Source organism: Embleya sp. NPDC055664 (genome assembly GCF_053618075.1).
This window is the reverse complement of record NZ_JBSHGZ010000001.1, coordinates 535191-554315: the sequence shown is the minus strand read 5'-3', so window position 1 is coordinate 554315 and position 19125 is coordinate 535191. Positions and strand designations below refer to the sequence as shown.

At 71.0% G+C, this 19125-nt stretch carries 18 protein-coding genes; 6 read left to right on the top strand and 12 right to left on the bottom strand.

All coding sequences use genetic code 11. The features are described 5' to 3' along the window. Nucleotides 1-925: 925 nt before the first annotated feature. Both ACWGR4_RS02350 and ACWGR4_RS02345 read left to right on the top strand, forming a co-directional pair. Nucleotides 926-2143, top strand: coding sequence for a helix-turn-helix domain-containing protein (locus ACWGR4_RS02350; RefSeq protein ID WP_452129520.1), 1218 nt, complete (start codon nucleotides 926-928; stop codon nucleotides 2141-2143). Between the two features lie 766 nt (nucleotides 2144-2909). Further along, nucleotides 2910-3128 (top strand): hypothetical protein, encoded by a 219-nt coding sequence (locus ACWGR4_RS02345; protein ID WP_379996916.1) that lies wholly within the window; start codon nucleotides 2910-2912, stop codon nucleotides 3126-3128. Nucleotides 3129-3144: 16 nt separating this feature from the next. Here ACWGR4_RS02345 and ACWGR4_RS02340 read toward each other — a convergent pair whose 3' ends face one another. Beyond that, nucleotides 3145-3624: a polyketide cyclase gene (locus ACWGR4_RS02340; RefSeq protein ID WP_452129519.1), complete on the bottom strand. Its 480-nt coding sequence runs from the start codon at nucleotides 3622-3624 to the stop codon at nucleotides 3145-3147. A gap of 74 nt (nucleotides 3625-3698) precedes the next feature. Further along, entirely contained in the window at nucleotides 3699-4127 is a 429-nt protein-coding gene (locus tag ACWGR4_RS02335) for a nuclear transport factor 2 family protein (RefSeq protein WP_452129518.1), read from the bottom strand. A 95-nt stretch (nucleotides 4128-4222) separates the two neighbouring features. On the opposite strand from ACWGR4_RS02335, the gene ACWGR4_RS02330 reads away from it, so the two are divergent. Beyond that, nucleotides 4223-4663 (top strand): MarR family winged helix-turn-helix transcriptional regulator, encoded by a 441-nt coding sequence (locus tag ACWGR4_RS02330; protein WP_452129517.1) that lies wholly within the window; start codon nucleotides 4223-4225, stop codon nucleotides 4661-4663. A 4-nt stretch (nucleotides 4664-4667) separates the two neighbouring features. Here the strand turns inward: ACWGR4_RS02330 and ACWGR4_RS02325 are convergent, their stop codons facing one another. After that, on the bottom strand, nucleotides 4668-5330 hold the full coding sequence (locus ACWGR4_RS02325; protein WP_452129516.1) for an alpha-ketoglutarate-dependent dioxygenase AlkB family protein: 663 nt from the start codon (nucleotides 5328-5330) through the stop codon (nucleotides 4668-4670). 52 nt (nucleotides 5331-5382) lie between these two features. Beyond that, complete coding sequence (locus ACWGR4_RS02320; RefSeq protein WP_452129515.1) at nucleotides 5383-6222, bottom strand: enoyl-CoA hydratase family protein; 840 nt, start codon at nucleotides 6220-6222, stop codon at nucleotides 5383-5385. 375 nt (nucleotides 6223-6597) lie between these two features. Between ACWGR4_RS02320 and ACWGR4_RS02315 the strand changes: the two genes are divergently transcribed. Further along, nucleotides 6598-7329, top strand: coding sequence for a response regulator transcription factor (locus tag ACWGR4_RS02315; RefSeq protein WP_379997324.1), 732 nt, complete (start codon nucleotides 6598-6600; stop codon nucleotides 7327-7329). Further along, complete coding sequence (locus ACWGR4_RS02310) at nucleotides 7329-8738, top strand: sensor histidine kinase (protein ID WP_452129514.1); 1410 nt, start codon at nucleotides 7329-7331, stop codon at nucleotides 8736-8738. Before ACWGR4_RS02315 ends, ACWGR4_RS02310 begins: the two co-directional genes overlap by 1 nt. A gap of 174 nt (nucleotides 8739-8912) precedes the next feature. On the opposite strand, the gene ACWGR4_RS02305 is transcribed toward ACWGR4_RS02310, so the two are convergent. From ACWGR4_RS02305 to ACWGR4_RS02285, 5 genes are all read right to left on the bottom strand, one after another. Continuing rightward, entirely contained in the window at nucleotides 8913-9221 is a 309-nt protein-coding gene (locus ACWGR4_RS02305; protein ID WP_452129513.1) for an antibiotic biosynthesis monooxygenase family protein, read from the bottom strand. A 173-nt stretch (nucleotides 9222-9394) separates the two neighbouring features. Then, nucleotides 9395-10192, bottom strand: a complete 798-nt coding sequence (locus ACWGR4_RS02300; RefSeq protein WP_379996900.1) for a peptidase — start codon at nucleotides 10190-10192, stop codon at nucleotides 9395-9397. Then, nucleotides 10189-11463 (bottom strand): VWA domain-containing protein, encoded by a 1275-nt coding sequence (locus tag ACWGR4_RS02295; RefSeq protein ID WP_379996898.1) that lies wholly within the window; start codon nucleotides 11461-11463, stop codon nucleotides 10189-10191. The genes ACWGR4_RS02300 and ACWGR4_RS02295 overlap by 4 nt, the downstream gene beginning before the upstream one ends. A gap of 67 nt (nucleotides 11464-11530) precedes the next feature. After that, entirely contained in the window at nucleotides 11531-13702 is a 2172-nt protein-coding gene (locus ACWGR4_RS02290) for an ArnT family glycosyltransferase (RefSeq protein WP_452128325.1), read from the bottom strand. Next, nucleotides 13699-15006, bottom strand: a complete 1308-nt coding sequence (locus ACWGR4_RS02285; RefSeq protein ID WP_452128324.1) for a glycosyltransferase — start codon at nucleotides 15004-15006, stop codon at nucleotides 13699-13701. The genes ACWGR4_RS02290 and ACWGR4_RS02285 overlap by 4 nt, the downstream gene beginning before the upstream one ends. Before the next feature lie 214 nt (nucleotides 15007-15220). Here ACWGR4_RS02285 and ACWGR4_RS02280 point away from each other — a divergent pair, with 214 nt between their 5' ends. Next, nucleotides 15221-16117 carry an alpha/beta fold hydrolase gene (locus ACWGR4_RS02280; RefSeq protein WP_452128323.1) on the top strand — a complete coding sequence of 299 codons (897 nt, stop codon included), beginning with the start codon at nucleotides 15221-15223 and terminating at the stop codon, nucleotides 16115-16117. A 75-nt stretch (nucleotides 16118-16192) separates the two neighbouring features. On the opposite strand, the gene ACWGR4_RS02275 is transcribed toward ACWGR4_RS02280, so the two are convergent. From ACWGR4_RS02275 to ACWGR4_RS02265, 3 genes are all read right to left on the bottom strand, one after another. Next, nucleotides 16193-17614: a selenium-binding protein SBP56-related protein gene (locus tag ACWGR4_RS02275; protein ID WP_452128322.1), complete on the bottom strand. Its 1422-nt coding sequence runs from the start codon at nucleotides 17612-17614 to the stop codon at nucleotides 16193-16195. A 66-nt stretch (nucleotides 17615-17680) separates the two neighbouring features. Then, nucleotides 17681-18190 carry a hypothetical protein gene (locus tag ACWGR4_RS02270; protein ID WP_452128321.1) on the bottom strand — a complete coding sequence of 170 codons (510 nt, stop codon included), beginning with the start codon at nucleotides 18188-18190 and terminating at the stop codon, nucleotides 17681-17683. Between the two features lie 120 nt (nucleotides 18191-18310). Continuing rightward, nucleotides 18311-19102, bottom strand: coding sequence for a dioxygenase family protein (locus tag ACWGR4_RS02265; RefSeq protein WP_452128320.1), 792 nt, complete (start codon nucleotides 19100-19102; stop codon nucleotides 18311-18313). Nucleotides 19103-19125: the final 23 nt, after the last annotated feature.

Here is a 19125-nt window from a genome sequence, read left to right as displayed (position 1 = left end):
CACGGCTACCACGGGCCGCCTCCACGGTTCACCCCCACGTGTGTGGGGACTTCGCATCCGGGGCACACGCGAGCATGCTCAACGGCGGTTCACCCCCACGTGTGCGGGGACTTCTGCGGGAGCTCCAGCGGCGAGAGTGTGTCGCTCGGTTCACCCCCACGTGTGTGGGGACTTCGCGGGACGCCCCGCTGACCCACCGCCACAACCCGGTTCACCCCCACGTGTGTGGGGACTTCTCTTGCTGACCTGCAGGTCCTCTGGGTCTTTGCCATTTCGTGATGAGGATTGGGCAATTGAGGCAGAGATTCTTCCTGAATGTGGTCTGACCAGGGCCTCTTCTCGGTCCAGGGCCCGGCAAGGGTTTCAGTCTCCCAGCAATGCCGGGTGCTTCCGCAAGGCTCGCTGCGACTGTCCCGACGGTCGCACGGCCGGTGATCTTGCAGGCGTGGCGGACAACAACCTCTCGAATCCCGGTCGGTGCATGCGCAGACCTGCGGTTCGATCCTCCGGTGCTTTGAGCATGGCGGTGACGACTCTCCTCGACTGAGTCGCTTGGGGCCGCATCCGGCTCAGAGCGGACCTTATTTACTGGTCTGTCGCTTCGGTGAGGGGATGCCCGTTGAATAAGGAGGCCCGGGGGTGGTTGCGGGTCGTCGTGGTTCGCTCGGGTTTCTGTCGGGGAGATGCGGTCACGTTTTCAAGCCTTTTCAGGGCTCGGACGCCAATTTGTCCTCTTCGTTGCCCCGGCGGGGTGGGCTCAGGCGAAGTTGCCCGTTTCGGCATCCTGTTCGGGTCGCGCTTCGGCGTACGCTGGCAGGACCTGATTTGCTTCGCCCGGGTACGGCGCGGCGTGCGTTGCTCGGCAGGAGCGCGACACCGAGCGTGTCGCCGGCTCGGGTGGGCCTGCTCGGAGGGATCCCAGGTCATGCCCACGGACCACGACGAGACGCCGACGATCGAGCACAACGGCTCCCGATTGGCGGCGGCCCGTGCCGCCCGAGGCTGGACGCAGAGCCGCCTCGCGATGGAGGCGAACTTCAGCCTCGCCGCCATCAAGGCATACGAGCGCGGTGCCCGCAGCCTGGACCGACCCGCGAACATCCTGACCCTGGCACGTGCCTTGAAGTGCCACCCGACCGACATCACCGGAGCCCCGTACTACGTGCCGGGCTCGGACGACGGAGCGGTGTCCGCGATCAAGCGCGAACTCCTGCGCTACAACCGACCGCCTCGCCCAACAGACACCCAAATCCGCGAGGTCGACCTCGCCGACCTGCGCCTTCGTGTCGCCGAGGCAAGCGCTTGGCGGCAGGCCGCAGCGATGACCCGGACCGGCGAGGTGCTGCCCGACCTGCTGCGTGACACCCGAATCGCCACGCACGTGCTGGAAACGCACGAACAGCGGGAGGCGTACGGCCTGTTGTGCTCGGCTTACGAGGCCGCGATGCAATACCTCTACAAAATGGGCCTGATCAGCGACGCGACCCTCGCGACCGAGCGGGTCCTGTGGGCCGCCGAGCGCACGGAGGATCCGCTGCGGATGTTGGCCGCCCGCTGGTACGAGTCGGGCGAGTACATCGGCATCGGCGAGCACGAGGAGGCAGCGGACATCCTCGATGACGGCCTGACCGAGCTGTCCAAGCCTCGGTATCGCGACGACCCGATGTCCCTGTCGCTCGCGGGCGCCTACCATCTGAAGGCGTCGCTCAACTCGGCACGCGGCTACGACGGTGAGGCCGCCTGGGCGCACTGGGCGAAGGCCGAGCAGGCGGCGACCGAACTCGGCCGGGACCGCAACGACTTCGAGTTGGTCTTCGGTCCGACGAACGTCGCCATCTGGGGCGTTTCGCTGCCGGTCGAACTGGGCCGTGGGCGCGACGCGGTCCGCCGGTTGGAGCGAATCATCCTGCCGAAGGACTACAGCAGGGAACGCCGCAGCCACTTCCACATCGACGCGGGCCGCGCACACTACCTGGCGGGCGACCACGACTCGGCCTGGGAGGCGTTCGAACAAGCGGAGAAGCTGGCTCCCCAACAGGCGCGCATGCATCCGGCCGTGCGCGAGAACGTGCGCCTGATGACGGCGAAGTACCGCAGGAGCGGGCATCGAATGGAGTTTGCGAGGCGTGTGGGCGTGGCCTGACGCAAGCCTCGGAAGGGATACAGAACGTAGTCCTCACGTCACTGGACGGCCCCTAGCGTTGTGACCACCAGGTTTCCAACGCTAGGGGCCGTCGTCATGTCCTACTCCGTAACCATCCAACCGTCCGGCAATCCGGACCGAGCAGTCCGCATCACGGCACCCGGTCGTGATCCGCTCGATGTGACGCGGGCGGAGTTGACGGCTCTGGTGCATGAGGCGCGGGTGTATTTGATGCGGACCTTTCCGGCGCCGTTGGTGGGGCGCGGTTTGGACTCGGGCGGCTGAGCCACGCCCGATGCCGCCCGCTCCGACCGTTTCCTGCGGGCGGCACCCCCCCGGTCCTGCGGCCACCGGCGCGGCTGCGGGACCGGGGGCTCGATCCCTTGTCCGGCTGGGTGCCTGAAGACCCCCGCACAACCGGCCGGGCCGGGCCGTCCGCCGATCCACCACCGAAAGCAGGTCCGTGTACCCGCCGCTTCTTGAACGTCTCGGTGCAACCGCCCCCGAACGCCATCGACTTGCGGGCCGCCGGCCCGACCCCGCGACCGCCCCACCGCATCGGCAGCGCGCCCACCACCGGCACTGCCGCGCCGCCGGGGCCGCGTTGCGGGGCGCCGTGGCCGATGCGTATCGAAGCGGCATGTCGGTGGAGGTCATTGCCCGCGCGACCGGGTTCTCCCCGGGCTACGTGCGCATCATCGCGCACCGAGCGCCGCGTGCCGAAGTCCCCGACCCCGTCGCCCCGTTCCATACGCAAGGAGAGACCATGACCGACACGCCCACGCCTCCCTGGGCCATCGGCGAACCCCTGTGGCGCAAGGTCGACCACCACGCGCGACATCACCACCTCGGCACCATCACCCGCATCTGGCACGACGGGGACCGGTGGATGGTCGAATACGCATACGGCGCACGCGCCGACAGGATCACGACCGCACCCGCCGCCGAGATGTACCGCGAAGGGCCCATGACCCGGCCCGTCTGACCGGCGGGCGGTCTCGTCAGCCGGCGGCGGCGAGCTTGGCCAGGTGGTGGAGGGAGTTGGGGAGGTGTTCGGGGCCGAAGGGTGGGAATTGGAAGCGCTCCCGGGCGGGTTCCGACGCCGCCGACCAGTCGTAGGTGAGGGTGACCTCGGTTTGTGACGCGTCGAGTGGCTTGAGGTCGTAGCGCCAGGTCCAGCCGCCGAACTGCAGGCCGCCGTCGGCCTGTTCCATCCCGGGCGCCCAGCCGATGGCGTGCGGCGCGTCGAGGACGCGGACCTGGTTGGCCATCCGGTAGTCGCCGTCCGGGTGCTTGGCGTGATACATGGCCATCCGGAAGACCTGCCCCACCTCGGTCAGCGGCGCCCGGTCGACGCACTCCTGGACCCAGCCGGTGCCATCGATGGAGGCGTGGGTCGTCGGGTCGGCCAGCACCGCGAACACCTTCGCGGCGGGCAGGGCAATGGTCAGGGTGGCGCTCACGGATTCCGCCTGCTTCATGGTTCCCACGCTCCGCACGCTCCTCGTCGTCTCGTCTCCCCCTGGAGACCGTGCGGAGCGGGGAAACTCATCGGTCATGCGTCGTGCGTCCAGGCGAGAGTGATCCGCATTTCGCTGAAGCGCCAGCCCTCCCGGGTCCGCACGGCCGTTGCGGCTACGCGCAGGCCGCTGGTCCGGTGCGGCGGTTCGCCCTCGTGGTGGAAGTACACGAGTTGGTTCGCGGTGGCCTCGGCGCGGTCGCCGTCGACGCGCACCAGTACGTCGCCGTGGACGTGTTGGGTGTGCACTCCCTCGACGTGGCTCTCCTTCAGGAGGGTGGTCAGCGCGTCGAGGCCACGCAGTTCGCCGCGCGGCCCGCGCACCACGGCATCGGCGTGGTAGACGCTGCCCGCGTCGTCGTAGCGGCGTTCGTCCAGCAGATTCGCGAGGTGGGCAAGCAGATCGGCAACCTCGAGACGGTCGGCAATCAAGGCGGCGGTGGCATCGGCAGTGGTAGCGGACACGGCGGCACAGCTCCTTCACTCTCACGACTTCAATGTTGGTGACACCAACACTACTCACATATGTTGGTCATACCAACATCGATACAGTGATCCACATGGACGAAACCCCCCGGCGCCTGACCACCAAGCCGAGCTGGCTGATCACCCAACTCGCCGTGCATGCCCGCCGGTTGGTGAACGACGGGTTCACCGCCGCCGGGGCGCGCGGCTACCACTACCGGATCCTGGCCGCGCTGCACGAGTTCGGGCCGGCGAGCCAGGCCCAGCTCGGCCGACGGTGCCGCGTCGACCGCAGCGACATCGTGGCAGCGGTCAACGCCCTCGTCGAGGAGGGCTTCGTCGACCGCTCCCCCGACCCCGGCCACGGCCGGCGCAACCGGGTCACCCTCACCGAGAACGGCCTGCGTCAACTGCGCCGCATGGACGAACTGCTCGATCGGGCCCAGGACGACCTCCTCGCGCCGCTGTCGGCCGAGGACCGGCAGACCCTGACCCGCCTGCTCGGGCAGGTACTCGCCCATCACGAACCGGGGTAAGGCCCTACGACCCGGCAGGCCGCCGCCCCGACGCCCGGATGGTGATGTTGAGCCGGCCGCCCGCCAGGCCCGTCGCCGGGTCGCCCGTGCCCGGGCGGATCCTCGGCACGCCGTGGTACGCGAGCCGGGACGGGCCGCCGAACACGATCAGGTCGCCGCTGTACAGCTCCACGTCCGTCCACGGACGGTTCCGCGTCTCGGTGTTGCCGAAGCGGAACACACACCTGTCGCCGATGCTCAGCGACACCACCGGCGCCGGCGACGCCTCGTCCGCGTCGCGGTGCAGGCCCATGCTCGCCTTGGCGTCGTAGTGGTTGACCAAGCCGATGTCGTACGGGTCGGCCGGAACCGTCCCGTACACCTCGACCACCGCCCGCCGGGCCAACTCGCCCAGCAGCGCCGGGAACGGCTTGACCGGCGTGCCGTCCGGCAGCAAATCGCTGTAGCGGTACGGCTCCCAGTGCAGCCCGAGGCACACAGTGCGCACGCTCATCACCCCACCCGAGGGCATCACCACCTGCCGCATGCCCGCCGGCGGCGCGGCCCACGCGCGGGCCGCGACCACCAACTCCCGCTGCTCGTCGAGCGAAAGCCAGTCCGGCACGTGCCAGGCCCCGGGAGCGAGTTCGACCCGCTCCCGGGGCACCGGGAAGAGCTCACCGGTCACGTCCCGGCAACTCCCGCCCGGCCACTCACGGTTACGCACAGCACCGGATCCGTCACCTTCCCACTCCGCCCTCGCTCACCCACTTCGGCGCCCGCTTCTCCCGAAACGCCGCCATGCCCTCCGTCGCGTCGGCCGAGGCGAACAATTCCGCCGAGCGCCGGGCCAACTCCCGCCCGTCCCGGTCGAAACCGGCCTGCAACGCACCGATCGTCAACTTCTTCGACTCGACCAACCCCTGCCGCGAGCACAGTCGGAACGACGCGACCAGCGCCGCCACCGCCTCGTCCGCGCCCTCGGGCCCGTCCACCGCGCGGGTCAGCAGGCCGATCCGCTCCGCCTCCGCGCCGTCGAACACGTCGCTGGTGAGGTAGTACCGCGACACCGACCGCGGATCCATCCGGGGCGCGGTGGTCAGCGAGATCACCGCCGGGCTGAGCCCGAGCCGCGCCTCGGTGAACGCGAACGTCGCCTGCGCCGGCGCGATCGCCAGATCCGCCGCGCCGACCAGGCCGATCCCGCCGGCGCGCGCGTTGCCGCGCAGGTGTGCGACCACCGGCACCGGCACCTCGACCACCAGGCGCAGCAGCGCGAGCAGTTGCTCCGCGCCCTGGGCCATCCCGCCCGCCGCCGCCTCGCGCAGGTCCATGCCCGAACAGAAGGTCGGCCCGGTGTGGGTGAGCACCACCGCCCGCACCCGCTCGTCCACGCCCGCCTCGGCGAGGTGGTGGCGCAGCCGGGCGACCAGGCGCGCGGACAGCGCGTTGCGGTTGGCGGGCGAGTCCAGCGTGATGGTGGCGATGCCGTCGTCCAGCGTCATCCGGACCGGATCGTCGGTCGAGTACGGGTGGCCGGGCTTGTCGTCCAGGCTCGTGCGTACCGGCTCGGGCTCCACGGTGTACCTCCGGGTTCGGGGCGATCGGCGCGGGGACTCGGGGGTGGCCCGGACCGCGCGCCCGGTGCCGCGTATGTTGCCGGTCGCGGCACCCGCGTGTGTCGTCGGCCCCCCGTTCGGTCGACCGAGGCCACCACCTCGATCGGCACGCGCGAGGGCCCGCCGCGCTACCTCGATCCTCACATGCGGGGGTCGGCTTCGATCGAACCGCGTCGCATTCATGTTCCTTTCATGTCGAGCGCGCACATTGGCACGACACGCTTTGTACCGAGTCCACACGGAAGGTGTCCGCGTGCGACCGTGGGGCGACCCGGAGTAACCGGATCCCCCGGGATCCGCCGCCGAATGAAGGAGTCGCCCGCCATGACGCCCGCGATGACGCCCGCCGCCGACACCGGAACCCCGCCGCACATTCTCGTCGTGGACGACGAACCCGCCGTCCGCGAGGCCCTCGAATCCAGCCTGCGCTTCGAGGGCTACCGGGTCACCCTCGCCGACGAGGGGGTGGCCGCGCTCACCGCGATCGCGGGCGACGAACCGGACCTGGTGCTGCTCGACGTGCTGATGCCCCGCATGGACGGGCTGACCGCGTGCCGCCGACTGCGCGCCCGGGGCGACACGCTCCCGGTACTGATGCTCACCGCGCGCGACGCGGTCGGCGACCGGGTCACCGGGCTCGACGCGGGCGCGGACGACTACCTGGTCAAGCCGTTCGAGCTGGACGAGCTGCTGGCCCGGGTACGCGCGCTGCTGCGCCGCAGCGCGATGGCCGGCGCGCGCGAGGAGGCCCGCGACGACGCTCTCACCTACGCCGACCTGCGGATGGACACCGCCTCGCGCGAGGTCACCCGCGCCGGCCGGACGATCGACCTGACCCGTACCGAGTACACCCTGCTCGAACTGTTGCTCACCCACCCGCGCCAGGTGCTGACCCGGGAGCAGATCCTGCACAACGTCTGGGGGTTCGACTTCGAACCCGCGTCCAATTCGCTCGACGTGTACGTGATGTACCTGCGGCGCAAGACCGAGGCCGGCGGCCTGCCCCGGCTCGTGCACACCGTTCGCGGCGTCGGCTACGTCCTGCGTACCGCGGAGGCGCCGTCCTGATGAGCCGTCATCTGCCACTGCGCGCCCGCCTGGCGCTGCTCACCGCGCTTGCCGTGGCGCTCGCGGTCGCGGCGGCGGCGGTCACCTGCTGGGTGCTGACCCGCAATCAGCTGCGCGAACAGATGGACCGGACCCTGGCCACCACCGGGACGCCGTTCCTGAACCCGCGCGGCGGCCAGGCGACGACCATCGCGGACATCTGCCTGCGTCCCGCGCCACCTTTCCAGCGCGGCCTGTTGACGTATCAGGTGGTGCGCGGCGACGGCTGGTTCTGCACCCAGCAGGGCAGCAGTGCGGTGCCGGTCAGCCCGGTCCCGGTGACCGAGGACGACAAGGCGGTGGCGGCGGACACGTCGGGCACGAAGAAGGTGGTCTTCCACGACGCCACCACCAAGAGCGGGCAGCACGTGCGGGTGATGACGCAGCACGTCAGCCGGGACACCGCGGTGTCCGTGTCCCGGCCGCTCGACGAGATCGAGAGTTCGCTGGACAGCCTGGCCACGTGGCTCGTCGCGGTGAGCGCGATCGGCATCCTGGGCGCGGCCACGCTGGGGCTGCTGGTCGCCCGGGCCGCGCTGGGGCCGGTGGACCGGCTCACCGAGGCGGCCGAACACGTGGCCCGCACCGAGGACTTGGACACAGTGATCCCGATCGCGGGCAAGGACGAGATCGCCCGCCTGGGGCGCTCGTTCAACGCGATGACGGCCTCGCTCAAGGCGTCCCGGCTGCGCCAGCAGCGGCTGATCGCCGACGCGGGGCATGAACTGCGCACTCCGCTGACTTCGTTGCGCACCAATACCGATCTGCTGCTGCGCAGCGAACAGACCGGCCGCTCGATCCCGCAGGCCGACAAGGAGCGCCTGTTGCACAACGTAAAGGCGCAACTGGTCGAACTCTCCGACCTGGTCGGCGATCTGCTGCTGCTGGCCCGCCCGGACCACGTGGCCGGCCAGCCGCCGGCCGAGGCCGCCGCGCTGCACTCCGCGGTCGAACGCGCGGCGGAGCGGGCCCGGTTGCGGGCGCCCGACGCGCGGATCGAGGTGGACGTCAGCCCCTGGTACGTGCGCGGCGAGCCGGCCGCGCTGGAGCGGGCGGTGGTCAACCTGCTGGACAACGCGCTCAAGTTCGGCGGCCCGGAGGGGGTCGTGACGGTCCGGCTCGCGGACGGCCGCCTCACCGTGCGCGACCACGGCCCGGGCATCGCCGACGCCGACGCCCCGTACGTGTTCGAACGTTTCTGGCGCGCGCCCGCCGCCCGCGGCCTGCCCGGCTCCGGCCTGGGCCTGTCCATCGTCGCCCGCACGGTGGCCGACGCCGGCGGCACGGTGACCCTGGAACCGGCCGCCGACGGCCCGGGCACGATCGCCAGGATCCACCTGCCCGGAACACGCGAGACGCCGCCGGGCTGACCCGGCCGAGACACACCGAGGCCCCCGCCCCGAAACGGGGGCAGGGGCCTCGGGAGACCAAGCGCCCGGGAGACCCAGCGTCCGGGTGACCGGGAGATCAGGTGCCCAGACACCCGGGAGACCGGGAGACCGGAGAACCGGGAGACCGGGTGCCCAGCCGACCGACTACCCGCCTCAACCCTCGTCCGCCGGCGTCAGATCGCTCTCGTAGTGCACGATCGTCGGCGGCACCGCGAAGAACTCGCCCACGATCCCGCGCCACTGCGGGAACAGCTCCGACTCGCGGAAGCCGACCGTGTGCGCCTCCAGCGTCTCCCAGCCGATCAGCAGCAAGTACGACGTCGGCGACTCGATCTGGCGCACCAGCCGGGCCCAGCGGAAGCCGGCCGACTTCGCGACCACCTCGCGCCCGCGCAGGAACGCGGCCTCGAATTCGGCCTCGCGGCCGGCGGTGACGGTGATGTCCGCGTGTTCGATGATCATGATGGCTCCCTGCGTCGTCGGATCGGGGTCCGGCTCGGATTCGGTGTCGGCACGTCTCCCGAATCATGGCGAACCGCCCCGGCGCGGGATGCGCCGGGGCGGTTCGCCACGCGGTAACGCGACCGGGATCGCCGGAATCACCGGGATCACCGGGATCACCGGGATCACCGGGATCAGCTGAACCAGTGCCGCTTCTTCCGGGTGAGCTGGTAGCCCAGGATCCCGAACACGACCGCGACGAACGTCGCCATCGCCGTCCAGAACCACCGCGCGTTCGGCCCGTCCATCCAGTCCCACTGGTACCAGTGGTCCTCTTCCTGGTCCCACGCGACCGACCGGGTGTCCGCGGTCTGCCCACTCTTGAGCACCGCGCCGGCCTTGGTGATCGGCACCAGCGGATCGGCCAGCTTGCGGTCCGAGGTCGGCACCTGGTCGTCGCCGTCCTTGGTGTCCACCCGCACCGCGACCTTGACCGCGGCGCCCGCGTCCAGGTCCGGCACGTCCATCGCGGCGATCCGGACGAAGTACATCCCGGGCAGCGGGTCGGTGGACCACGGCTCGGCCCAGTCGCGCACCACCCTCGGCACGCAGGTGAGCGCGAGCTTGGTGTCGGCCTTCTGCGCGGTGGCGACCTGCTTGCCCTCGACGCACGGCTGGCGCCGACGCAGGCCGTCGTAGATCTCGATCCGGTAGGTCACCGGACCGGTACGGGCATTGCCCGACGCCAGGTCGAGATCGACCTTGGCGTGGATCTCCTTGCCCGCCTTGGCCGGGAACTGCCAGTACAGGTACTCGCCCTCGGACGCCGACCAGCGCGCGTCCTCGCCCAGCTTGAGCGTGCCCGCGGCCAGGAACGTGGTCCCCGGCGGCACGTCCTGATCGGCCGCCGCCGCGCCCGCGAACAGCGTCACCCCGACGAACGCCGCGGCGACCGCCGCGAGTGCCCGCCTCATCGTACGGATCGCCGTCATGACATCGCCTTCCCGAGAGCCTTGAACGCCCGGCGCAGCCAGCCCGCCAACAGGCCCGAGATCAGGCCGAATCCGGCGAGCACACCCAGGAACACCCAACCGCGGCCCAGGCCGTGCACGTTGGCCGCCTTGCTGTCCGTGGCCTTGACCAGGTCCACCGTCAACTCCAGCGGCAGACCGGGCTTGGTGGCCACGTTCGGCTGCGCGGCGAACGCGTTGGTGACGACCAGACAGACCGTCTTCGTCTTCGCGTGGTCCTTGTCCGTCTTGTACGGGTAGCGGAACCCGGCGGACTGCACGTCCGTACGGCCGTTGCCCGCACCGGCGTTGCCGACCAGTTCGCGGCCGTCCTCGCCGAACGCGGTGACCGTCACGTCGTAGTCGCGCGCCACCTTGCGGTCGGCGCCGACCGTCGCGGTGGTCCGCAACTCCTGGTTCGGCTTGACCGGGACCTTGTACCAGAGGTGTTGACCGAACTCCTCACGGTCGCTGTACACCCCGGGGCCGAGCAGCGGGGCGTCCTGGCAGCCGTTCGGGCTGCCCTTGACCGGAGCGGGCGTCTCGTCCACCTCGCGCACCGCGCGCTTGACGATCTGCTGGACCTTCTGCGACAGCTCGTCGGCGTTCAGCACCGAGGTGTACGTACCGCCGGTGGCTTCGGCGATGCAGGACAGCTGCCGGCGGGTGTTCTCGTCGGGCACCAGACCGAGGGTGTCCACCACGAGGTTGAGGCCGGAGGCGGCCAACTCGCGGGCCACGTCGCACGGGTCGGGCGGCGCGCAGGTCTCCTCGCCGTCGGTGATCAGCACGATGCGCCGAGTACCGGTGCCGGTGCCGAGGTCCTTGGCGGCCTCGCGCAGGGACAGTGCGATCGGCGTCCAGCCGGTCGGCTGCAGCTTGGCTATCTCGTTCTTGATCACGACCTTGTTGGGTCTGCCGACCGGGGCCAACTGCTGGGTGTCGACGCACCCCTTGGCCTTGTCGTTGCCCGGGTACGTCGCACCCAGCACCCGGACGCCGAAGTCGGCCGGTTCCGGGACGCCGTCCACGACCTCGTTGAAGGCCTTCTTCGCCGCGTCGATGCGGGTCATCCCGCCGGCGTCGTTGGCCTTCATCGAACCGCTCACGTCGAGGATCAACTCGACCTTCGGTGGCGGCGCGGTCGAATTCGTCTCGTCGGCCATCGCGGACGGCGCGGAACCGCCCACGACAGCCAAGGTCGTCAGCAGGCCGATCAACCCGGCCCCGACCTTTCGCATCTTGATCGTCACGGGGAGGGATCCTACGGATCATCCGGGCCCGCCGTTTGCCGCACGCGGCAGGTCGATTGACAACCCGTCAGGCGGTTGGTGACGATTCGTCGGTAACGTTCCCTTCCGGCGCGGTCAGGTCGTAGAGGGTGACCCCGTCGACGGTGGTCGCGGTGAACGTGCGCTCGACCCAGGTCGCGATCTCCTGCGCGGTGTTGCTGCCGCCCATGCCGCGCATCCCGCCGAGGCCGCCGCCGATGAAGTAGTGGATCCGGCCGTTTCGCACCAGCTTGCGGAATTCGTCCAGGGTCGGTGACGGGTCGCTGCCGTTGAAGCCGCCGATCGGCATCACCGGGTCGCCGGTGGCCAGTTGATAGCCCGAGGCGCTGTTCGAGCCGACGGAGGCGGCCACCCAGGTATAGCGGCCGGCGTCCCGTTTCAGCGTCGCGACGACCTCCTTGCCCGGTGTGCTGCCGTTGAGCAGACCGCCCATGCCGCCGTCGGGTCGGCGTGCCGTGCCCCCGCCGTTCTGCGGGACGGAACCGTCGCCCGCGCCCGGGCGTTGCCCCCAGGTACGACCGGTACCGTCAGGAGCACCGGGGAACACCTGTGCTCCGGCGCCGGGTTGCCCACCGGGCGCCCGACCACCCGGCACCTGACCGGGCGGCACACCCGGAAAGCCCCGTGGCCCACCCAAGCCCTCCGGACCCCCCGGACCGCCCGGCCCACCCGGGAACCCCCGCCCGAAGCCCGCCCCCACCGGCCCCGCGCTCGGGATCGACCCGCGCTGCGCCGTGGTCACGGTGGCCCAGGTGTAGCCCGCCGGCCCGGCCAGCAACGCCACTGCGGACACCCCGGCAGCCACCGGCGCAAGCCCGCGCAGCGCCGTGAGCCCGACGGCCAACACACCCAGCGCGCCGACGACTCCGCCGATCAGTACGCCTTGCCGCAACCACGGATGCCAGTCCGGCGTACGGCCCAGCAGGTGGGACGCCCACCACGCGCTCACCCCCACGGTGAGCGCCGCGACCGCCGCCGCCCGCAACACCCGGCGCCGCTCCCACAACAGCGCCGCGCCCATCGCGACCAGCGCCGCGATCGCCGGCGCGAGGGCGATCGTGTAGTAGGCGTGGAAGATGCCCGCCATATAACTGAACGTCAGCCCGGTGCCCAGCAGCCACCCGCCCCACAACACGATCGCCGCCCGAGCGGGATCGGTGCGTGGCGCCTGTCGGGTCGACCACAGGCCCACCACCAGAAGAATCAGCGCGGCGGGCAACAACCACGAGATCTGGCCGCCCATTTCGGGGTTGAACATCCGGTCCCAGCCGGTGGCTCCCCAGCCGCCGCCCCGGGGCCCGCCGCCGCCCACGCTGCCGGTCTCGTCGCCGTTGAGCCGACCGAGTCCGTTGTAGCCCAGCGTCAGTTCGAGGATCGAATTGTGCTGCGAGCCGCCGATGTAGGGGCGCGACGATTCCGGCCACAGTTCCACGATCGCGATCCACCACCCACCCGCGACCAGCAACGCCAGCCCCGACCAGAGCAGTTGCCGCACCCGCCGCCAAAAGTCCACCGGCGCCAGCACCAGGTACACCGCCGCAAGCACCGGCACGACCAGGAACGCCTGAAGCATCTTGGCCAGGAACCCGACCCCCACACACGCCCCGGCCAGAATCAACCAGCGGGTGGCGCCGCTCTCCTGCGCCCGCAGCACCGCGTACGCGGCGGCGGTGAGCAGCAGGACGAGCAGCGCGTCCGGGTTGTTGAACCGGAACATCAGCGCCGCGACCGGCGTGAGCGCCAGCACCGCCGCGCCCAACAGGCCCGCCCAGGCCGGGAATCGGCGCCGGATCGCCAGATACAGCACGCCAACCGTGGCCACACCCTCCAGGGCCTGCGGAATCAGGATGCTCCACGCGTTGACCCCGAAGATCCGGGCGGACAGGCCCATCACCCACAGCGCCGCCGGCGTCTTGTCGACGGTGATCGAGTTGCCCGCGTCGGAAGAGCCGAAGAAGAACGCCTTCCAGCTCTCCGTGCCCGCCTGAACGGCCGCCGCATAGAACGAGTTGGCCCAGCCGGAGGCGCCCAGGCCCCAGATGTAGAGCACGCCGGTGCCGACGAGCAGCGCGAGCAGCGCGGGGCGCACCCACGGCGCGTCCGCCTCGCGTCCGCGCACCAGTCGGACGTACCAGGGTCGATCGACCGTGCCTCCGCCCCTGGGAGCGGGGATCGGCAGCGGAACCACCACGGCGGTCATGCGTCCTCCTCACGAGACATGCTTTCGGCCGCGCTCGCCGACGTGATGGAAATCACCGAAGCGATCGGTGCGTTCGGGCCTGTCGCGCCGGCCGCGGCCGGGCCGGCGGGTGAATCCGACACCGTCGCGCCCGGAGAGCGTCGGAAGACCCAGACCCGCAGCAGCAGAAAGCGCACGACGGTGGCGACCACGCCGGCGCCGACCAGCACGGCCAACTCGACCCTTCGGGACGGATCCGCGACGGCGGCGTGCAATCCGGCCAGGACGGCGCTGCTCAGGCCCAGGCCCACCACGAACGCCAGGCCGCCCTGGGCCTGATGGCGCCAGGCACCGGCGCGCCCGCGCACCCCGAAGGTGAAGCGCCGATTCGCCGCGGTGTTGGCGATCGTGGTGACGGTCAGCGCGAGGGCGTTCGCGGCGAGCACACCCAGGCCGTCCCGAAACAGGACGTACAACAACAGATGGGCCAGCGTGCTGAGTACGCCGATCGCCGCGAAGCGCGGGAGCTGGGCGCGCATTCCGGTCGGCAGCCGCGCCTCGCGCACCCGGGCCGGGACCGGGACCCGAAACGTGCCGGCCGCGATCCGCCGGGCGACGCGGGCCATCCCGCGCAGATCGTCGATCGCGGTGTGCAGCACCTCGACGCGGCTGTCCGGATCGTCGACCCAGTCCACCGGCACCTCGTGGATCCGCAGCCCGTTGCGCTCGGCCAGCAACAGAAGTTCGGTGTCGAAGAACCACTCCTCGTCGTGCACGTGCGGCAGCAGCGCCTGGGCGACCACCGTGCGGGCGGCCTTGAAGCCGCACTGGGCGTCGGAGAAGTGCGCCGCGAACACCCCGCGCAGCAGCAGGTTGTACGAGCGCGAGACCACCTCCCGGCGCGGCCCGCGCACCACGTCGGCCGAGCGGGCGAGGCGGGTGCCGATCGCCAGATCGCTGTGTCCGGTGACCAACGGCGCGACCAGCGGCAGGAACGCGTCCAGGTCGGTGGACAGATCGACGTCCATGTAGGCCACCACGTCGGCGTCGGACTCGGTCCAGACCTTGCGCAGCGCCCGGCCGCGCCCCTTGCGGTCCAGGTGCACCGCGCGTACGTGCGGCAGTTCGCGCGCCAACTCGCACGCCACCGCATGGGTGCGGTCGGTGCTGGCGTTGTCCGCGACGATGATCCGGAAGGCGTACGGGAATCCGCGCAGGAGGTAGGCGTGCAGGCGCCGGATGCTCGCGGTCAGCACGTGCGCCTCGTTGTACACGGGCACCACCACGTCCACGATCCGGGTGCGCGTGGGTGTCGTCAGGCTCATGGTCGGACGGTGTCGGGGCGGCCTGGGAGCCGGATGAGGCGTTTCTTAAGGTGCGATGAGAAACACGCGACGGCATGCGCGCGGCGGACCGGCCCGGATGTGGCCGAGGGGGGACTGGCGCGGGACGGGCATGGGATGCGAATCTCGCGTACCGAGACGCCTATGCTGCCGATCGGAAGACCGGCACAGCGCGACACAGCGATCCGGAGGTCGGATGAACACCTCGGCGGGCAGATCAGTCGGCGCGGACTCCCCGCAACCGTTCGTGGAGGCGGCCGAGATCACGGCCGGCGGCTGGGTCTTCAACGCCCGCGTGGCCGGACCGGCGGCCGGGCGGCCGGTGTTGTTCCTGCACGGCTTCCCGCAGACCTCCGCCTCCTGGACGGCGCAACTCCTGGGCCTGGCGCGGGCCGGCCACCGGGCGATCGCCTTCGACCAGCGCGGCTACTCGCCCGGCGCCCGGCCGCCGCAGGAATCGGCCTACGGGCGCGACGAGTTGGTCGGCGACGTGCTCGCCGTGCTGGACACCCTCGGCCTGGACCGGGTGGACCTGGTCGGGCACGACTGGGGCGGCGCGCTGGCCTGGCAGGTCGCGGGGCTGGCGCCGGAGCGGCTGCACACGCTGACGGTGGTCTCCACGCCGCATCCGGTCGCGCTGGCCTCGGCGGTCCGGGACGAGGCGTCGGGCCAGCGGGAGCAGTCGTCGTACATCCGGCTGTTCCGCACGCGCGGCGCAGCGGAGGAGAAGTTGCTCGCCGACGACGCCGCCTATCTGCGCGAGGTCTTTGCCTCGCTGCCCGCCGAGGTCACCGAACGCTACCTCACCGTGCTGCGCGAACCGGGCGCGCTCACGGGCGCGTTGAACTGGTACCGGGCGATCGATCCGAAGGTCCTGCGCGACATCGGCGACATCGACATTCCGACCCTGTACGTCTGGAGCGACCGCGACCAGGCCTTCGGCCGCGCCGCCGCGGAGGCCACCGCCGACTCGGTCGTCGGCCCGTACCGCTTCGAGGTGCTCGCGGACGTGGACCACTGGGTCCCGGAGAACGGCGCGCAGGCCCTGACCGGGCTGCTCCTCGACCACTTGGCGGCGTTCCCGGCGCGGTGAGGCGGCCGTTCGCGTTCCGGGGCAGGCGCCACGAACAGCGCCCGCCCACCCGCGCCGGGTGGGCGGGACCCGGGTTCAGGACCGGGAATCCGACGGGTGGCAGTAGGAATCGGACGAGGCGTCGCCGCCCTGGAGCCGGGTCTGGTGCACCCGTCGGCCGCGGAACTCCTCGCCGTGCGGGAAGAAGCGCTCGTCGACCGACAGGCCGCCGTGCGCGGTGTCCGCGTCGAGCTTGACCAGCCACGGCTCGACGCCGTCCGGGTAGAACTGGTCGTCCCACGAGCCGTACAGCGAGTTGGTCAGATAGAGCCGCCGTCCGTCCCGGCTGATCTCGACCATCTGCGGCCCGCCGGTGAGCGGGACCTCGGGCGCTCGGGGGTGCGGTACGCGGCCGGCGATGCCGCCGAGCCGGACGGACGCGGTGCGCCGGGGATGAAACGGGTCGCTGACGTCGTACTGGATCAACTCACCGGTCCCCCAGGCCGATATGTACAACCAGCGGTCGTCCACGGACAGGTTGATGTCGGTGATCAGCGGCGGCACGGCGCCGAACGGCCGGATCACCGGCGGGAGTCGGTCCGGCTCGGCGGCCTCGGCGGGGATCGTGATCACCTTCCGGACGGTGAAGTCGTCGCCGTCCCGGTGCCACAACCACACCGACGCCGACAGATCCGTCACGTCCACCACGACGCCGACGAATCCCCAGGTCGCCTGCGGGTCGTGGGCCGGCCGCAACTCCAGCACCATCTGGTGTTGATCGCCCAGGTCCAGCCGTTGGAGATGCCGCCCGGAGTCCAGTTCCCAAAAGTGCAACGCATGCCCGTAACGCCGGCCGAGCAGCAGTTCGGCGTCGACGCCGTTCTCGATCATCGAGGGGGTGCCCCACTCGCTGGTGATCGCGACATTGTGGTTCAGGTGCCACCACACGTCGTACGCCAGGTGTTGCGGGCCACGATCGGTCTCCCAGGCCCGCCGCACCTCGAACGTGTCGTGGTCGAGCAGGGCGACACCGCCGGGGCCGTCGGCTCCGCCCGCGCCGCCCAGGCAGGACAGGAAGACCCCGTCGGGACCGCAGTGCAGCGTGTGCGGGCGCGAGTAGCCCGCCCGGTCGGCGAGTTCCTTTGCCTCGATGGTCTTCAGCAGGGTCGGACGGGTCGGATCGGGCTGGGTGTCGAACACGTGCAGGCGCGAGGATCGCAGCCCGGGCGCGAGCAGGTAGCGCCGTTCGGGATGCTCGTGGCAGGCGTGCGCGAGTGCGCTGGAGCAGGCGTTCCAGCCGAAATGGTGCAGTTCGTCGCCTGTCCCGCTCACCTCGACGAGGCTCAACACCTGCCCGTAGGTCGGGGATTCGGGGTCGGTGTCGACGGTGAACAGCGCGTCGGGGTGCTGCTCGGTGCGGTCGAAGCCGACGATGTAGGCGAGTTTCTCCGGGGGCGCGGCGATCGCGTCCGCCGGTGTGCGGTAGAGAGTGGGGTCACCGTGCTCGGTCTCGGTCATGCCTTGTCTCCTCGGTGCATACGTCGAAGATGGACACGCAATTCCTCGGCGGGGCGGGACTCTTCCTCACTCCTCCCACAGGCCCGCCACCGTCAGGCCCGGGTCGATGTCGGCGAGCGCGCTGGTCGGGTCGAGGGTGGGCAGGACGCGGTGGGTCGCGGTGGCGTGCGCGTAGACGAGCAGCAGGTCCTCGGCGGTCCAGCGGACCGAGGGCCAGACCGCGTCGCGGCCGGGGCACAACCGGGTCAGGCGGGTGTGGAACTCGTCGAGCTCGGCCGGGTTGGTGAAGCTCCGGGCGGCCTCGATCGCATCCCGATCGGTGCGCAGGAGGGCGTGTGTGGGGACCACGGGGACGCGCATCACCGCGTCGGGATCGCCGTCCGACATGCCCATGCCGCGCGCGACGCGGTGCAGCGCCGAGGCCATCAACAGCGCGACCAGCAACCCGCTGTCCTCGCGCACTCCCCCGGACGGGAAGAACCTCGCGTCCCAGAAATGTTGTTCGGCGTTCAGGTGCTCGCGCACGAGCATGCAGCCGACGCCCACGCAGCTCTGCGGCAGGGTTCTGGCAGCCATGCCGCTACGGTACGGCTCCGGTGGCGCGCCGTGGCGCGGTTTCGGTTATTTACGACAATGGCCTCTTTATGACGACGCTACGCCCGTACGACCATCACCTTCGGGCCGGCCCCGCCCGGCTCAGCCCAGCTGGATCGATCGTTTCGACAACCCGAACCAGAAGCCGTCGATCACCTGGCGCAGCGTGTCCAGGTCCTCGTGTCCGGCGCCGAGCGAGACGAACAGCGGGGCCAGGTGCTCGGTGCGCGGGTGGGCCAGGCGCGCGGCCGGCGCCTTGTACGCGAAGTCGAGCAGCGCGTCCAGATCACCCGCGCGGAACGCCTCGTCGCCCCAGTGGTCGAACTCGGCCGACCACCCGGGCACCGGCGCCTCGGCCCGGGGGTCCAGACCGCGCAGGTTGTGCGTGAAGAAACCGCTGCCGACGATCAGCACCCCCTCGTCGCGCAGCTCCGCGAGCCGGCGACCGACCCGGTACAGCTCCACCGGGTCGAGCGTGGGCAGCGACATCTGCAGGACGGGCACGTCGGCGTCGGGATACATCTCCACCAGCGGCACATAGGCGCCGTGGTCGAGGCCGCGCTCGGGCGCGTCCCGCACGTCCGGCCCGAGCAGCGCCCGCAACCGCGCCGCCAGCTCCGGCGCGCCGGGGGCCGGGTAGGTGACCCGGTAGTAGTGCTCGGGGAAGCCGCCGAAGTCGTACACGAGCGGGACGGTGCGCGTGGCCCCCAGCGCGATCGGGGCGTCCTCCCAGTGCGCGGACACCATCAGCACGGCCGTGGGCCGGGGCAGGTCGGCGGCCCACGCGGCCAGCTGGCCGGTCCACAACGCGTCGTCCGCGAGCGGCGGCGCGCCGTGACCGAGATAGACGACGGGCATGCGCGGCGCGGCGGGCCGCGACGAGATGGTCTCCATACGACCAGAATACCAAGTAGTTC

Coding starts and splice junctions, on each gene's coding strand:
- ACWGR4_RS02300 (WP_379996900.1), bottom strand. CDS start 10,192: ATGACGGCGATCCGTACGATGAGGCGGGCACTCGCGGCGGTCGCCGCG.
- ACWGR4_RS02345 (WP_379996916.1), top strand. CDS start 2,910: ATGACCGACACGCCCACGCCTCCCTGGGCCATCGGCGAACCCCTGTGG.
- ACWGR4_RS02275 (WP_452128322.1), bottom strand. CDS start 17,614: ATGACCGAGACCGAGCACGGTGACCCCACTCTCTACCGCACACCGGCG.
- ACWGR4_RS02305 (WP_452129513.1), bottom strand. CDS start 9,221: ATGATCATCGAACACGCGGACATCACCGTCACCGCCGGCCGCGAGGCC.
- ACWGR4_RS02270 (WP_452128321.1), bottom strand. CDS start 18,190: ATGGCTGCCAGAACCCTGCCGCAGAGCTGCGTGGGCGTCGGCTGCATG.
- ACWGR4_RS02280 (WP_452128323.1), top strand. CDS start 15,221: ATGAACACCTCGGCGGGCAGATCAGTCGGCGCGGACTCCCCGCAACCG.
- ACWGR4_RS02310 (WP_452129514.1), top strand. CDS start 7,329: ATGAGCCGTCATCTGCCACTGCGCGCCCGCCTGGCGCTGCTCACCGCG.
- ACWGR4_RS02290 (WP_452128325.1), bottom strand. CDS start 13,702: ATGACCGCCGTGGTGGTTCCGCTGCCGATCCCCGCTCCCAGGGGCGGA.
- ACWGR4_RS02330 (WP_452129517.1), top strand. CDS start 4,223: ATGGACGAAACCCCCCGGCGCCTGACCACCAAGCCGAGCTGGCTGATC.
- ACWGR4_RS02340 (WP_452129519.1), bottom strand. CDS start 3,624: ATGAAGCAGGCGGAATCCGTGAGCGCCACCCTGACCATTGCCCTGCCC.
- ACWGR4_RS02285 (WP_452128324.1), bottom strand. CDS start 15,006: ATGAGCCTGACGACACCCACGCGCACCCGGATCGTGGACGTGGTGGTG.
- ACWGR4_RS02315 (WP_379997324.1), top strand. CDS start 6,598: ATGACGCCCGCCGCCGACACCGGAACCCCGCCGCACATTCTCGTCGTG.
- ACWGR4_RS02265 (WP_452128320.1), bottom strand. CDS start 19,102: ATGGAGACCATCTCGTCGCGGCCCGCCGCGCCGCGCATGCCCGTCGTC.
- ACWGR4_RS02350 (WP_452129520.1), top strand. CDS start 926: ATGCCCACGGACCACGACGAGACGCCGACGATCGAGCACAACGGCTCC.